General features: G+C 64.4%; 13 protein-coding genes. 6 read left to right on the top strand and 7 right to left on the bottom strand.

Annotation, left to right across the window (positions count from 1 at the left end; all coding sequences use genetic code 11):
- The coding region (locus tag WBQ44_RS20640; RefSeq protein WP_495568530.1) for a proteasome accessory factor PafA2 family protein at nt 1-663 on the bottom strand (663 nt) is incomplete at its 3' end.
- 127 nt (nt 664-790) lie between these two features.
- The gene (gene arc, locus WBQ44_RS20635) at nt 791-2,563 is read right to left on the bottom strand and encodes a proteasome ATPase (protein WP_495568529.1); all 1,773 of its coding nucleotides are present in this window, start codon (nt 2,561-2,563) and stop codon (nt 791-793) included.
- A 176-nt stretch (nt 2,564-2,739) separates the two neighbouring features.
- Here arc and WBQ44_RS20630 point away from each other — a divergent pair, with 176 nt between their 5' ends.
- Nucleotides 2,740-3,237 (top strand): WKL family lipoprotein, encoded by a 498-nt coding sequence (locus WBQ44_RS20630; RefSeq protein ID WP_495568528.1) that lies wholly within the window; start codon nt 2,740-2,742, stop codon nt 3,235-3,237.
- 3 nt (nt 3,238-3,240) lie between these two features.
- Here the strand turns inward: WBQ44_RS20630 and WBQ44_RS20625 are convergent, their stop codons facing one another.
- On the bottom strand, nt 3,241-4,128 hold the full coding sequence (locus WBQ44_RS20625; protein WP_495568533.1) for a tRNA (adenine-N1)-methyltransferase: 888 nt from the start codon (nt 4,126-4,128) through the stop codon (nt 3,241-3,243).
- A gap of 304 nt (nt 4,129-4,432) precedes the next feature.
- Here WBQ44_RS20625 and WBQ44_RS20620 point away from each other — a divergent pair, with 304 nt between their 5' ends.
- Both WBQ44_RS20620 and WBQ44_RS20615 read left to right on the top strand, forming a co-directional pair.
- Nucleotides 4,433-5,251: a RecB family exonuclease gene (locus tag WBQ44_RS20620; protein WP_495568532.1), complete on the top strand. Its 819-nt coding sequence runs from the start codon at nt 4,433-4,435 to the stop codon at nt 5,249-5,251.
- A 38-nt stretch (nt 5,252-5,289) separates the two neighbouring features.
- Complete coding sequence (locus WBQ44_RS20615) at nt 5,290-6,120, top strand: thioesterase family protein (RefSeq protein WP_495568527.1); 831 nt, start codon at nt 5,290-5,292, stop codon at nt 6,118-6,120.
- A gap of 73 nt (nt 6,121-6,193) precedes the next feature.
- On the opposite strand, the gene hisG is transcribed toward WBQ44_RS20615, so the two are convergent.
- From hisG to metH, 4 genes are read right to left on the bottom strand one after another with little or no spacing between them, the layout of a single operon-like run.
- Nucleotides 6,194-7,063 carry an ATP phosphoribosyltransferase gene (gene hisG, locus WBQ44_RS20610; protein ID WP_495568526.1) on the bottom strand — a complete coding sequence of 290 codons (870 nt, stop codon included), beginning with the start codon at nt 7,061-7,063 and terminating at the stop codon, nt 6,194-6,196.
- A 52-nt stretch (nt 7,064-7,115) separates the two neighbouring features.
- Entirely contained in the window at nt 7,116-7,397 is a 282-nt protein-coding gene (locus WBQ44_RS20605; protein ID WP_495568525.1) for a phosphoribosyl-ATP diphosphatase, read from the bottom strand.
- Entirely contained in the window at nt 7,394-8,092 is a 699-nt protein-coding gene (locus WBQ44_RS20600) for an HAD family hydrolase (protein WP_495568524.1), read from the bottom strand. The genes WBQ44_RS20605 and WBQ44_RS20600 overlap by 4 nt, the downstream gene beginning before the upstream one ends.
- Nucleotides 8,085-11,654, bottom strand: a complete 3,570-nt coding sequence (metH, locus tag WBQ44_RS20595; RefSeq protein WP_495568523.1) for a methionine synthase — start codon at nt 11,652-11,654, stop codon at nt 8,085-8,087. Before metH ends, WBQ44_RS20600 begins: the two co-directional genes overlap by 8 nt.
- Before the next feature lie 234 nt (nt 11,655-11,888).
- On the opposite strand from metH, the gene WBQ44_RS20590 reads away from it, so the two are divergent.
- The 3 genes from WBQ44_RS20590 to WBQ44_RS20580 all read left to right on the top strand — a co-directional run.
- On the top strand, nt 11,889-12,776 hold the full coding sequence (locus WBQ44_RS20590; protein ID WP_495568531.1) for a PAC2 family protein: 888 nt from the start codon (nt 11,889-11,891) through the stop codon (nt 12,774-12,776).
- 137 nt (nt 12,777-12,913) lie between these two features.
- Nucleotides 12,914-13,261 carry a molybdopterin oxidoreductase gene (locus WBQ44_RS20585; protein WP_495568522.1) on the top strand — a complete coding sequence of 116 codons (348 nt, stop codon included), beginning with the start codon at nt 12,914-12,916 and terminating at the stop codon, nt 13,259-13,261.
- Nucleotides 13,261-14,031, top strand: a 771-nt coding sequence (locus tag WBQ44_RS20580; RefSeq protein WP_495568521.1) for an NAD(P)/FAD-dependent oxidoreductase, incomplete at its 3' end; no start/stop codon positions are given. The genes WBQ44_RS20585 and WBQ44_RS20580, both read left to right, overlap by 1 nt.

Raw genomic sequence — 14,031 nt, 5'->3', positions numbered from 1 at the left:
CTTGAGCGTCGTCTCCAGGCCGACCTCGACCTCGATGTAGTCGGCGCGCTGGGAGAGCTGGAACCCGGCCTCCTCGCCCGCGGCACCGATGCCGACGCGGCCGGAGCCGGTCATGACCTGGCGGGAGACGAAGAACGGCGTGAGGCCCGCGATGACCGCCGTGAACGGCGTACTGCGCGCCATCAGGTAGTTCTCGTGCGTGCCGTACGACGCGCCCTTGCCATCGACGTTGTTCTTGTACAACTGCAGGCGCGGGGCGCCGGGCACGCTCGACGCATGCCGTGCCGCAGCCTCCATCACGCGCTCGCCCGCCTTGTCCCAGATGACGGCGTCGAGTGGATCGCGCACCTCGGGCGCAGAGTATTCGGGGTGGGCATGATCGACGTAGAGCCGCGCACCGTTGGTGAGGATCATGTTCGCCGCGCCGACCTCGTCGGCGTCGATGACCGGAGCGGGCCCACTGAAGCGGCCCAGATCGAACCCACGGGCATCGCGCAGGGGCGACTCGACCTCGTAGTCCCACCGTGTGCGCTTGGCCCGCGGAACGCCTGCAGCTGCCGCGTAAGCCAGCACCGCCTGCGTGGACGTGAGGATCGGATTGGCCGTCGGTTCGGTCGGGGACGAAATGCCGTACTCGACCTCGATGCCGATGATGCGCTCCATACCGCGAGCCTAGGTGATCACACGAGGCCTGTCGGAACCGAGCGCCGCGCTTGCCCGCGGCCGGACAAACGACAGCGCTGCCCGCCGCCGACGAACGTCGGTGACGGGCAGCGCTGTGAGGGGCTTGCTACAGGTACTGACCGGTGTTGGACTCGGTGTCGATCGCACGCGACGCACTTGCGTTCTTACCGGTGACCAACGTCCGGATGTAGACGATTCGCTCGCCCTTCTTGCCCGAGATACGAGCCCAGTCGTCCGGGTTGGTGGTATTCGGCAGGTCCTCGTTCTCCGCGAACTCGTCGACGATGGAGTCGAAGAGATGCTGGACGCGCAGTCCGGGTGTACCCGATTCGAGAACGGACTTGATGGCGTACTTCTTCGATCTGTCCACGATGTTCTGAATCATGGCACCGGAGTTGAAGTCCTTGAAAAACAGGACTTCCTTGTCGCCGTTGGCGTAGGTGACCTCGAGGAAGCGGTTGTCCTCGCTCTCCGCGTACATGCGGTCGACGACCCGCTCGATCATTGCCCGGACGCACGCCGCCCGGTCGCCACCGAACTCGGCGAGGTCGTCGGCATTGACCGGCAGCGAATCCGTCAGGTACTTCGAGAAGATGTCCTGCGCGGACTCCGCGTCCGGACGCTCGATCTTGATCTTCACGTCCAGTCGGCCCGGGCGGAGAATGGCGGGGTCGATCATGTCCTCGCGGTTGGATGCCCCGATGACGATGACGTTCTCGAGCCCTTCGACACCGTCGATCTCGGCCAGCAACTGAGGCACGACGGTCGTTTCCACATCGGACGACACACCGGATCCACGGGTGCGGAAGATGGAATCCATCTCGTCGAAGAAGACGATGACCGGAGTGCCCTCGGAGGCCTTCTCGCGGGCACGCTGGAAGATCATCCGGATGTGGCGCTCGGTCTCACCCACGAACTTGTTGAGCAGCTCGGGGCCCTTGATGTTGAGGAAGAACGACTTCGCTTCTTTGGCATCCTGGCCTCGCGCCTCGGCGATCTTCTTGGCAAGCGAGTTGGCGACCGCCTTCGCGATGAGGGTCTTGCCGCAACCCGGAGGGCCGTACAGCAACACACCCTTCGGAGGCCGCAGCGAGTACTCGCGGAACAGGTCCTTGTGAAGGAACGGGAGCTCGACGGCATCGCGAATCTGCTCGATCTGGCGACCGAGCCCGCCGATGTCCTCGTAACCGACATCGGGCACCTCTTCGAGAACGAGATCCTCGACCTCGGCCTTGGGGACGCGCTCGAAGGCGTACCCGGCCTTGGTGTCGACCAGCAGGGAGTCCCCGGGACGCAGCTTGCGTGACGGCTCGTCCGGATCCTGCGGCGTCTCGTCGTTGGCCATGTCGAACAGCGGCTTGGCGAGCCACACGACGCGCTCCTCGTCCGCGTGCCCGACCACCAGTGCCCTGGACCCGTCACCGAGAAGCTCACGCAGAGTGCTGATCTCGCCCACCTGCTCGAAAGAGCCGGCCTCGACGATCGTCAGTGCCTCGTTGAGCCGCACGGTCTGCCCCGGCGACAAAGTGACGGCCTCCACGTTGGGCGAGCACGTCAGCCGCATCTTGCGTCCCGACGTGAACACGTCGACGGTGTCGTCTCCGTGCACGGACATCAAGATGCCGTAGCCGCTCGGCGGCTGCCCGAGGCGATCGACTTCCTCGCGCAGCGCGATCAGCTGCTGACGGGCTTCCTTGAGCGTGTCCATCAACTTCGAGTTGCGCAGCGACAGTGAATCGATGCGGGACTCGAGCTCACGGATGTGTTCCGGCGATTCTCCGAGCTGGCCGAGTTGTCGACGTAGCGACGCAGCTTCGGCGCGCAACTCGTCGAGTTCCGCCCTGGCCCCAGCCGAATCCGGATTGTCTGTTGCGCTCATAGCGACTCCTCCCAGTCCGATCAGTCAACGCTACCGGGACAAAAGCAAATGTGCGTGTGGACACGTCGTCGCAGTGCCGCTCGACACCGTCGACGACGCATTCGCCCTGCGTATTTGCCATGTTAGCCTCACCTGACAAGGACGCTGCAAGCAATGACGAGCAAGGGGCTGTACCAGTGAAAACGATCGGGATCCCGGTGTTCGCGGCCGCCATGGGCGCGGCACTTCTACTGGCGGGTTGCAGTTCGGGCGACGAAGCGAATCACGAGGATCACAGTTCGGCGTCCGCCGCGTCGAGTGCGTCCTCGTCCGAATCCCCGACCGAAACCGCACTCGCTGCACCGACGACGAACGAACTCACGGCGTCACTCGAGCTACTCGTCGCTCCCGATGTCGATGCCGCGACGAAGGTCGCCGAGGTGGAGAACGGGTCGGCCCGCCTGATCAACTTCGAGACGATGACGGCCGCACTGGCGAACTACGGTGAGATCACCTTCGAGGTGGGCGAACCCGTTGTCGAAGGCCAGACCACGACCGCTCCGGTCACCATCGCGACCCCCCGCGGCACCACCGCTCCCACTCCCAACACCTGGGTGTTGATCGACGGCGACTGGAAGGTGTCCGAAGCCAGCGCATGCCAGCTGCTGGCTATGGGTCAGGCGCCCTGCGTCTGACGATCAGCCCTTGCCGGACCGCCGCTGCGGCTTCGGGGTGACGGTGCCCGCCGCGAGCTTGCGCGCACTGATCAGGAATGCGGTGTGCCCCTGCATCCGATGCTCGGGGCGCACCGCCAGGCCGACGACGTGCCAACCACGAACGATCGACTCCCATGACCTGGGTTCCGTCCAACATTCCTGCGCACGAAGCGCCTCGACCACCCGAGAAAGCTGGGTGACCGTGGCGACGTACACGATCAGCACACCCCCGGGGACGAGCGCGTCGGCAACAGCGGGAAGCGCATCCCAGGGTGCCAACATGTCGAGAACGACGCGATCCACCGTTTCGCCGGGATGATCGGCGCCGAACCGGTCGATGTCGGCGACCGTCAGATCCCAGTTCGCCGGCCGCTCACCGAAGAATGTTTCGACGTTCTTGACGGCGTAGTCGGCATGGTCCTGCCGAATCTCGTACGAGATGACCGTTCCGGTGGTTCCGACCGCGCGCAACAGCGAGCAGGTCAGCGCGCCGGAGCCTGCGCCTGCCTCCAGCACGCGGGCGCCGGGGAACACGTCACCCTCGTGCACGATCTGCGCTGCGTCCTTGGGGTAGATGACCTGCGCGCCGCGCGGCATGGACAGCACGTAGTCGGTGAGCAACGGCCGCAGCGCCAGGTAGGGCGTGCCGTTGACCGACGTGACCACGCTGCCTTCGTCCGCGCCGATGAGGGCATCGTGCGTGATTCCGCCGCGGTGGGTGTGAAATTCTTTGCCGGCTTCGAGGACGACCGTGTAATGCCTGCCCTTGCCGTCCGTGAGCTGGACTCGGTCACCGGTGCGAAACGGACCGCTACGTGCAGGACCCGTCGGCGTGCGCTCGCCGCTGTCGTTGTCGCCACTGGCGGTAATGCTGCTGTCGACAATGTTGTCGTCCGACGGCACGGTGTCCGAGAACTCGTCGTTCGAGAGCTCATTGGCCGAAGTCACGCCGTCCGAAGACACAGCCGACTACCTCTTTCGTTTGCTGAACCGGAGCAGTCGGTCCACGGCGGACTATCGACTCGGTGGGCTCAGACTACGGGCCTGCGCGAATCTGTCGGACCACGGGCTTAGTCTGCTGGGTGTGAGTATTACGGATTTGCCTGCCCCACCCGTCGCGAGTGCGCCATCGGTCGACGAGTCGGACCGGCCGGTTCGCCGGAGCAGGCCGGCTCTGTCGCCTTCGCGCGCCAGCGATTTCAAGCAATGCCCACTGCTGTACCGCTTTCGGGCCATCGATCGCATTCCGGAGAAGTCGACCACGGCGCAGGTCAAGGGCACAGTGGTACACGCGGCTCTGGAGGCGCTGTACGCAATGCCTTCGGCCACAAGGCAGTCCGATCAAGCAGTACGGTTGGTCGAACCCGCGTGGGAACGCGTGCGCACCGAATCGCCCGAGCTGGCCGAACTCATCACCGGTGACGAACTCGTCGCACTGCTCGACCAGGCGCGCAACCTCGTCGCCGGTTACTACGAGATGGAAGATCCGACGCGTTTCGACCCCGAATCCTGCGAACAGCGGGTGGAAATCGAATTGGCCGACGGGACACCGCTGCGCGGTTTCATCGATCGAATCGACGTGGCAAAGAACGGGATGATTCGGGTCGTCGATTACAAGACGGGCAAGTCGCCTCGCGAGTACACCGAGGCGAAGGCTCTGTTCCAGATGAAGTTCTACGCCCTCGTGGTCATGCGTTTGCGCGGAGTCGTTCCCGCTCAGCTGAAGTTGCTGTACCTGTCGGACAAGCAGTCGCTGACGTACAAACCAGACGAGGCAGAACTGGTTCGCTTCGAACGCATGCTGTCGGCGATATGGAAGGCCATCGTGGACGCCGGGCGCACCGGGGACTTCCAGGCGAAAAAGGGAAAGCTGTGTAAGTGGTGCGACCATCAGGCGCTGTGCCCCGAGTTCGGGGGCACTCCCCCGGTCTATCCCGGGTGGCCCCAGCACCCCGACGAAACAAACCTGCTGATCTCCGAGTCCGCACTGTGACCGACAGCGGGGATTCAGTCACCGACAGCGAGGATTCAGTGACCGCCGAAAGTGGCGTGGGACAACCGGATGCGTTCTTCGTGCCACTCGACCGCAACGCCGACGGCAACGAGGTGTTCGCCACGACCGGTCGCACGGTCAGCCTCTGGGCGCCGACGATGCAGCACGGTGCTCCGCCGTCCGCCCTGCTCGCGCGCTCGCTCGAGCGCACCGCTTCCCGCAACGACGTCCGCGTCACCAGAGTCGTCGTCGAGCTGCTCGGCCCCGTACCCATCGCCGACATCGAGGTCAGGTCGTGGCTCGAACGACCGGGCAAGAACATCGAACTCGTCGTCGCAGAGTTGTGGGCGCGCACAAACGATGGAGCGACTCGCGCCGTTGCGCGGGGAACGGCGTGGAGGATGTCGACATCCGACACCTCTCGTGTCGCGTACGCGGCCGATACGCCGCTGAAGCCGTTGTCGGAGGCGAAAACTCACGTGTGGGGCGGCCGTTGGAAATCCGGCTACCTCGACAACGTCGACATTCGCGCCCTCAGTGAGCTCGGCGGGAACGGTCCTGGCCTCGTCTGGGCGCGCCCCACAACAAGTCTGGTGCTCGGCGAGACGATGACGCCGATCGAGCGACTGTTCTCGGTTGCCGACATTGCCAACGGCATCGGAGCGAAACTCAGTCTCGACGACTGGACCTTCCTCAATACCGATCTGACCGTCCACGTCTTCCGAGTCCCGGTAGGCGAATGGATTGGTATAACCGCCGAGACATCCACGGGCCCCGACGGTTTCGCGATGTCCGCCGGAGTGCTGCACGACGAGCACGGCCCAGTCGGCCGGATCGCCCAGACGGTCCTGGTGCGATCCCGGCACTGAGCTTCACGGTGCGATCCACGTCCTGGTTTATACGCAAGCGTGGTTATACGCAAGCATGCAACCCCAGGACCGGTCAGAAGGCGCGGCAGGACCGAATATCGGACGCCAGAATGGCTTTGGCACCCAGGTCCGCGAGGTCGTCCATGACGGTGTTGTGCACCTTGCGTGAGACCATCGCGCGCACCGCCACCCAGTTCTCGTCGCCCATCGGCGACAGTGTCGGCGATTCGATGCCCGGGGTGATCTTCACGGCCTCGTCGAGGATTGCTTTCGGGCAGTCGTAATCGAGCATCAGGTACTGCTGAGCGAACACCACACCTTGCACTCGGGCGACGAACTGTTTGCGCGTCTTCGCTGTACCGTCGGGCCCGTCCGCCTGCCCGTTCCCAGCCCGTTCGATGAGCACGCCTTCGGAGTCGCACAACGATTCACCGAACGCCACCAGGTTGTTCTGCCGGAGCGAACGCCCGGACTCGACGACGTCCGCGATCGCGTCGGCGACGCCCAGCTGGATGGAGATCTCGACGGCGCCGTCGAGACGAATCACGGTTGCCTCGAGGCCCCTCGAGGCGAGGTCGGCCTTGACGAGATTCGGGTAGGAGGTGGCGATCCGCATCCCGCCGAGGTCGTCCGGCGACCACTCCTTGCCTGCGGGACCGGCGTAGCGAAACGTCGACCGGCCGAAGCCGAGCGACAGGATCTCGTCGACGGGAGCGCCCGAGTCGAGGGCCAGGTCCCGTCCGGTGATGCCAAGGTCGAGTTCCCCGGAGCCGACGTAGATCGCAATGTCTTTGGGCCGCAAAAAGAAGAACTCGACGCCGTTCGACGGGTCGAGAACCGTGAGGTCCTTGGAGTCACTGCGGCGGCGATAGCCTGCTTCGCTCAAGATCTCGGCGGCCGACTCGGACAGGGCACCTTTGTTCGGAACTGCTACGCGCAACATTTGCTGGGGTCCTTGGCTTTCGATAAGCGATCGGGATAGCGGAGGGCAAGACTCACAGATGTCGGTAGACATCGTCGAGCGTCAAACCGCGCCCGACCATCAGCACCTGAACCCAATACAGCAGCTGAGAGATCTCCTCGGCCAGCGCCGCGTCACCCTCGTGCTCGGCCGCAATCCAGACCTCACCGGCTTCTTCGAGGATCTTCTTACCCTGCGCATGTACACCGGCGTCCAATGCCGCGACGGTGCCCGAGCCCTCGGGACGCGTCGCCGCGCGTTCGGTGAGCTCAGCGAACAGGGAATCGAAGGTTTTCACGGTGAGTGATTCTTTCATGAGGACGAAGTGGACCGTGCATCGCACCACGCCGACCGGAGGTCGTCAGCGGTGATTCCGACGAGTGACTCGCGCACGACGTACCCGGGGCTGGGCGTCACCGCGACCTCGGATGGGACGAGCAACACCGAACAGCCGGCCCGGTGCGCCGACAACGACCCGGTGGGTGAGTCCTCGATGGCGAGGCACGATTGCGGGTCGAGACCGAGGAGGGATGCGCCGCGCAGGTACGGGCCCGGGTGCGGTTTTCCTTCTTCTACTTCGTCGCCGCTGACGGTGAAGTCGAAGTATTCCCGTCCGATCGTGTCGAGCGCATTCTCGACGAGTCCGCGTTCGGTGTTGGTGACGAGCGCTGTGGACAACCCCATGTCGCGGACGAGTTGCAGGGTGTCCTTTGCGCCCGGTCGCCACGGGATACCTTCGGCAAACAGTGCACCCACCCGGGTGGTCAGCCAGTTTCGCGCCCAGACCAGCTTATTTTCGGTCGCTTCGGTTCCGGTGTGTGCGAACACCTTCACGAGCGCGCCCCGCATTGAGTTGCCGAGGGTGGCTTCTCGAACCTCGGCGGTGAGTTCGCGGCCGAGTTCGAGCGAGAGTTCTGCGACGGCCACATCCCAAATCTTCTCCGAGTCGAGCAGTGTGCCGTCCATGTCCCACAAGACGCCCCGAAGACGTGTTTCGGTGGAGTCAGACATTGAAATACTTTGCCTCCGGGTGGTGAAGTACGAACGCGTCGGTGGACTGTTCGGGGTGTAGCTGAAGCTCTTCTGAGAGCTTCACGCCGATTCGCTCGGGTTCGAGCAGCGCGGCGAGTTTGATGCGATCTTCCAGATCGGGGCACGCACCGTAACCGAACGAGTATCGAGCACCGCGATACTCGAGTTTGAAGAATCCTTCGGCTTCCTCGGGGTCGTCGGCTGCCACACTGCGGCCGCCCGCGAGTTGCAGTTCTTCGCGAACCCGTCGGTGCCAGTACTCGGCGAGTGCTTCGGTCAACTGCACGCCGATACCATGCACTTCGAGGTAGTCGCGGTAGGCGTCGGCGGCGAACAACTCGTTGGCGAAGTCGGCGATCGGTTGGCCCATCGTCACCAGGTTCATCGGGAGCACGTCGACCTGGCCGCTCTCGCGTGCCGCGTCTCGCGAGCGCACGAAGTCAGCGATGCAGAGGAATCTGTCGCGCTGCTGACGAGGGAAGGTGAAGCGGAACCGTTCGGACGCGTCGGGCGTGGGCTCGTCGAGCACGACGACGTCGTCGCCCTCCGAGACCGCAGGGAAGTACCCGTAGACGAGTGCCGCGTGCGCGAGGATGCCGTCGGTGCTCAGGCGATCGAGCCAGTACCGCAGGCGTGGTCTGCCCTCTGTCTCCACAAGGTCTTCGTAGGTCGGACCCTCACCCTTGCGAACGCCGCGCAACCCCCACTGACCGAGGAACAGCGCACGTTCGTCGAGCAGGCCTGAATACTCGGCGAGCGAGACACCCTTGACGATGCGCGTGCCCCAGAACGGCGGCACGGGCGTCTCCACATCGGTGGCGACGTCGGATCGTGCGGGTACGACCACGGGGACCTCGGCGGCCTTGCGCTTCTCGGCGATACGACGCGACCGTTCGTGTCGTGCTTTGCGCTCCTCGGTTTTGGCCTTCGCTTCGAGAGCTTCCGGGCTGTCCGGGTCGGGGCCGCCGCCGCGCTTGGTGGTCATGATCGTGTCCATCAACCGCAGACCCTCGAACGCATCGCGGGCGTAGTGCACATCGCCCTGATAGACATCCTGCAGGTCGTTCTCGACGTACGACCTGGTCAGGGCGGCGCCGCCGAGTAGGACGGGGAACTGTTCCGCGACGCCCTTGTTGTTGAGCTCGATCAGGTTGTCCTTCATGACCACCGTCGACTTCACCAGCAATCCCGACATGCCGATCACGTCGGCACGCTTGTCGATCGCTGCTTCGAGAATGGTCGCAATCGGTTGCTTGATTCCGAGATTGACGACCTCGTAGCCGTTGTTGCTGAGGATGATGTCGACGAGATTCTTACCGATGTCGTGGACGTCGCCCTTGACGGTTCCGAGCACGATCCGGCCCTTGCCGTCGTCGTCCGTCGCCTCCATGTGCGGTTCGAGATACGCGACGGCCGCTTTCATCACTTCGGCAGACGCCAGCACGAACGGCAACTGCATCTGGCCGGAGCCGAACAGCTCACCGACCGTCTTCATGCCCGAGAGCAGCGTCTCGTTGATGATCTCGAGCGGCGGCTTCTCGTCCATGGCGGCGTCGAGGTCGGCGTCTAGGCCGTTGCGTTCGCCGTCGACGATGCGTCGTTCGAGACGTTCGAACAGCGGGAGCCGGCCCAGTTCCTCGGCGCGGGATTCGCGTGCGGAAGCCGCCGAAACTCCTTCGAAGAGTTGCATGAGCTTCTGCAGCGGGTCGTAGCCTTCTCGGCGCCGGTCGTACACGAGATCGAGCGCAGTCTCACGCTGTTCGTCGGGAATCTTGTTCATCGGCAGGATCTTCGACGCGTGGACGATGGCCGTGTCCAGACCGGCCTCGGTGCACTCGTGCAGGAAGACGGAGTTGAGCACCTGACGTGCAGCTGGATTCAGGCCGAACGAGATGTTGGATAGGCCGAGGGTCGTATGCAGCGTCGGATACTTCGCCTTGAGCTGCCGAATGGCCTCGATGGTTTCGATACCGTCGCGGCGCACTTCTTCCTGTCCCGTCGAGATCGGGAAGGTGAGTGTGTCCACGATGATGTCCTCGTGGCGCAGGCCCCAGTTGGTGGTGATGTCCTCGATCAGCCGGTCGGCGACACGTACCTTCCACTCGGCGGTACGCGCCTGCCCTTCCTCGTCGATGGTCAGCGCGACCACAGCCGCGCCGTGCTCCTTGACGAGCCTCATGATCTTTTGGAAACGCGAATCGGGCCCGTCGCCGTCCTCGTAGTTGACCGAGTTGACCGCACTGCGGCCGCCCAGGTGCTCGAGACCGGCCTCGAGCACTGCTGGTTCGGTGGAGTCGAGCATGATCGGCAACGTGGACGCGGTCGCGAGACGCGATGCCAACGCGGCCATGTCCTTGGCTCCGTCGCGGCCGACGTAGTCGACGTTCAGATCGAGCATGTGAGCACCGTCGCGCGTCTGATCCTTGGCGATGTCGAGGCAGCGCTCGTAGTCCTCGGCGAGCATCGCATCGCGAAACGCCTTGGAGCCGTTGGAGTTGGTGCGCTCGCCGATCAGGAGGATGCTGGCGTCCTGCTCGAACGGAACAGCGGTGTAGAGAGACGACACACCCGGCTCGGGAACCGCAACGCGTTCGGCTTTCGTGGAGCTGTGGACCATGTCGGCGACCTGGCGAATGTGCTCGGGCGTCGTGCCGCAGCAACCGCCGACGAGGGACAGCCCGTACTCGGTGACGAAACCGCTCAGCGCGGTCGCCAGCTCGGGCGCAGTGAGAGGGTAGAGCGCACCGTTGGGTCCGAGCGTCGGAAGACCCGCGTTGGGCATGACCGACACGGGCAACCTGGAGTGCTTGGACAGGTGACGCAGGTGCTCGCTCATCTCGGCGGGGCCGGTGGCGCAGTTCAAGCCGATCATGTCGATGCCGAGGGGTTCGAGTGCCGTCAGCGCCGCGCCGATCTCGCTGCCGACGAGCATCGATCCGGTTGTTTCGACGGTGACGTGGGTGATGATGGGAATGCGGACGTTCAGCTTGTCCATGGCGTGCTGACTGCCGATGATGGCGGCCTTCACCTGAAGCAAATCCTGGCACGTCTCGATCAGGATGGCGTCCGCGCCGCCGTCGATCATGCCGAGCGCAGCTTCGGTGTACGCGTCGCGCAGGCTCGCGAACGGCGCATGCCCCAGGGTGGGGAGCTTGGTGCCCGGGCCCATCGAACCGAGTACGAAGCGGTCCATGCTGCCGCGACCGGGGCCCATCTCGTCGGCGGTCTCGCGCGCCAGGCGCGTGCCTTTCTCGGAGAGTTCACGAATGCGGTCGGCGATGTCGTAGTCGGCGAGGTTGGGAAGGTTGCAGCCGAAGGTGTTGGTTTCCACCGCATCGGCGCCGGCGTCGTAGTAGGCGCGATGGATCTCGCGAAGCACGTCCGGACGCGTGTCGTTGAGAATCTCGTTGCAGCCTTCGAGGCCGATGAAGTCGTCGAGCGTGAGATTCGCGTCCTGCAACATCGTTCCCATTGCCCCGTCGCCGATGACAACGCGAGTTGCAATCGCTTCGAGCAGGCTCGTTTTGTGTAGCGCAGGCATTCCTACAGACTAGTGGGAAACCGATACTCGATCACGACAGGCATGGAGCCGTGACACGAGCGGCTGGGCTGGTCGTAGGCTGTCGTGGTGAGTCCCCGAAACCGAGACGGCAACTTCACCGCCGACAACGATGATACCGAGCCCGACAATTCGGACAGCGCCGCGGAGGCCCTGCTGGAAGCCGTGAACTCGGCCGTATCGAGCGCGCTACCGTTTTCGCCGGTTTCCGAGCACATCCACGATGACGAACTCGACGACGAGATCGAACTCCCCACGCTTCGCGATCCGATCCTGGTCGCGGCTTTCGAAGGCTGGAACGACGCGGGAGATGCCGCGAGCGGCGCCGTCGAGCATCTCGAACTGATTTGGGACGCCACGCCTCTCGCCGAGCTCGACTCCGAGGATTATTACGACTACCAGGTGAACCGACCGACAATCCGTCAGGTCGACGGCGTCACGCGCGAAATTCAGTGGCCGTCCACGCGGCTGTCGGTGTGCTCGCCCCCCGGGAGTGCCCGGGACGTAGTACTGCTCCGCGGGATCGAACCGAACATGCGGTGGCGCAGCTTCTGCGACGACCTACTCGAATTCATCGAGCAACTGGGCGTGGACACCGTCGTCATTCTGGGAGCACTCCTCGCAGACACTCCGCACACCCGACCGGTTCCGGTGACCGGCAGCGCGCACAGTGTGGAAGCTGCCGAACGCTTCAGCCTCGAACAGACCCGCTACGAAGGCCCGACCGGCATCACAGGAGTGCTCCAGGACGAGTGCGTCAAGGCCGGTGTTCCTGCGGTGTCGTTCTGGGCCGCCGTTCCGCATTACGTATCGCAGCCCCCCAATCCGAAAGCCACGGTGGCGTTGCTGCAGCGCGTGGAGGAAGTCCTGGACATCGAGGTACCTCTCGGCGAACTCCCCACGCAAGCCGAGGAATGGGAGGAAGCCGTCACGGAGATGACCAAGGAAGACGACGAGATCAGCGAGTACGTGCGCACCCTCGAGGAGCGCGGCGATGCAGAAGTCGACATTTCCGAGGCGATCTCCAAGATCGACGGCGATGCCATCGCGGCCGAGTTCGAGCGCTACCTCCGTCGCCGCGGCCGAGGGAACTTCGGTCTCTGACAGGCTGCGTTCGACAGGGCTGCAAAGCAGCTACCGCCCAGTCCGCACAGGCGGCGTCCCGTGCCGGTGAGGTCTTCCTGATCCACCCGTAACGCGGACGCAGCGGTGGGTTCACCGGAACACCGCAACCTGTGTTTATGGCCAGCACACCGCATTTTCTGCAGGGCGTCTTCCCGTTCACCGGCCACGGCCTCGACAAGGCCGAGCCGGTGGACGACTCCACCACCTTCGTCGTGCCGTCGGGAGCGACCGCACAGCCTCTGTACTTCCGCGGCGGTAATTCGAGCGACGAACTCGTCGTGGTCACTCTGCTGCGCGACGGTCGGCCGATGCGCCTGTTCCCGATGGGTGCCAAGAGCGGGGTCAACATTGCGCTGCGGGTCGTGGAGGACGTGGATCCGGATTCGGTGCTCGAGCTGGTAGTCGCCGCGCCCGAGGGTGCCACCGGCGAAGTGGTCATCGACTTCGGCCTGGTGTTGATCTGATGCCCCAGCGGCTGCTCGTCGTCGGCAACGGCATGGCCGGAGCAAGGACGGTCGAGGAGATCCTCAAACGAGGCGCCGACCACTTCGACGTCACGATGATCGGCGACGAACCCTATGGCAACTACAACCGAATCATGCTGTCGCACGTCCTGGCCGGTGAAACCGGAGTGGACGACGAAGACCTCCTCCTCAACCCCATGAGCTGGTACCGCGAGAACGGGGTCGCCCTTCACGTCGGTGACCGCGCCACCTCCCTCGACCGTTTCGCCAAGACGGTGACGTGCGAGAGCGGGCGCGTCGCAAGTTACGACACGTTGATCATCGCCACCGGAAGCAACACCTTCTTTCCGAACATGGACGGCCTCCGCGAACCCGACGGCAGGCTGGCCCGCGGTGTGTTCGGCTTCCGCACCATCGCGGACACCAATGGAATGCTGCAGATGGCAGGCGCGCAGGACGATCTGCGGGCCGTGGTCATCGGCGGCGGACTTCTCGGCCTCGAAGCCGCATACGGACTTCGAACGCAGGGGCTCGAGGTGGATGTCGTGCACTCCCCCGGCCACCTGATGAACCAACAGCTCGACGAACGCGGCGGCCACCTGCTCCGCAACAAGATCACCTCCCTCGGCGTCGGAGTTCACACGTCGAAGAGAACGACTTCGGTTCTGCGGACCCACGACGGGCGCGTCGCGGGAGTCGGCTTCGCCGACGGCACGTCGCTGCCCGCAGACATGATCGTCGTCACCGCCGGGATTCGTCCGAACGTGGAG

It is taken from the genome of Rhodococcus sp. (in: high G+C Gram-positive bacteria) (assembly GCF_049591685.1).
Classification (GTDB): domain Bacteria; phylum Actinomycetota; class Actinomycetes; order Mycobacteriales; family Mycobacteriaceae; genus Rhodococcoides.
Note: the sequence above shows the minus strand (reverse complement) of the source record. Positions and strands in the feature narration are given on the sequence as shown.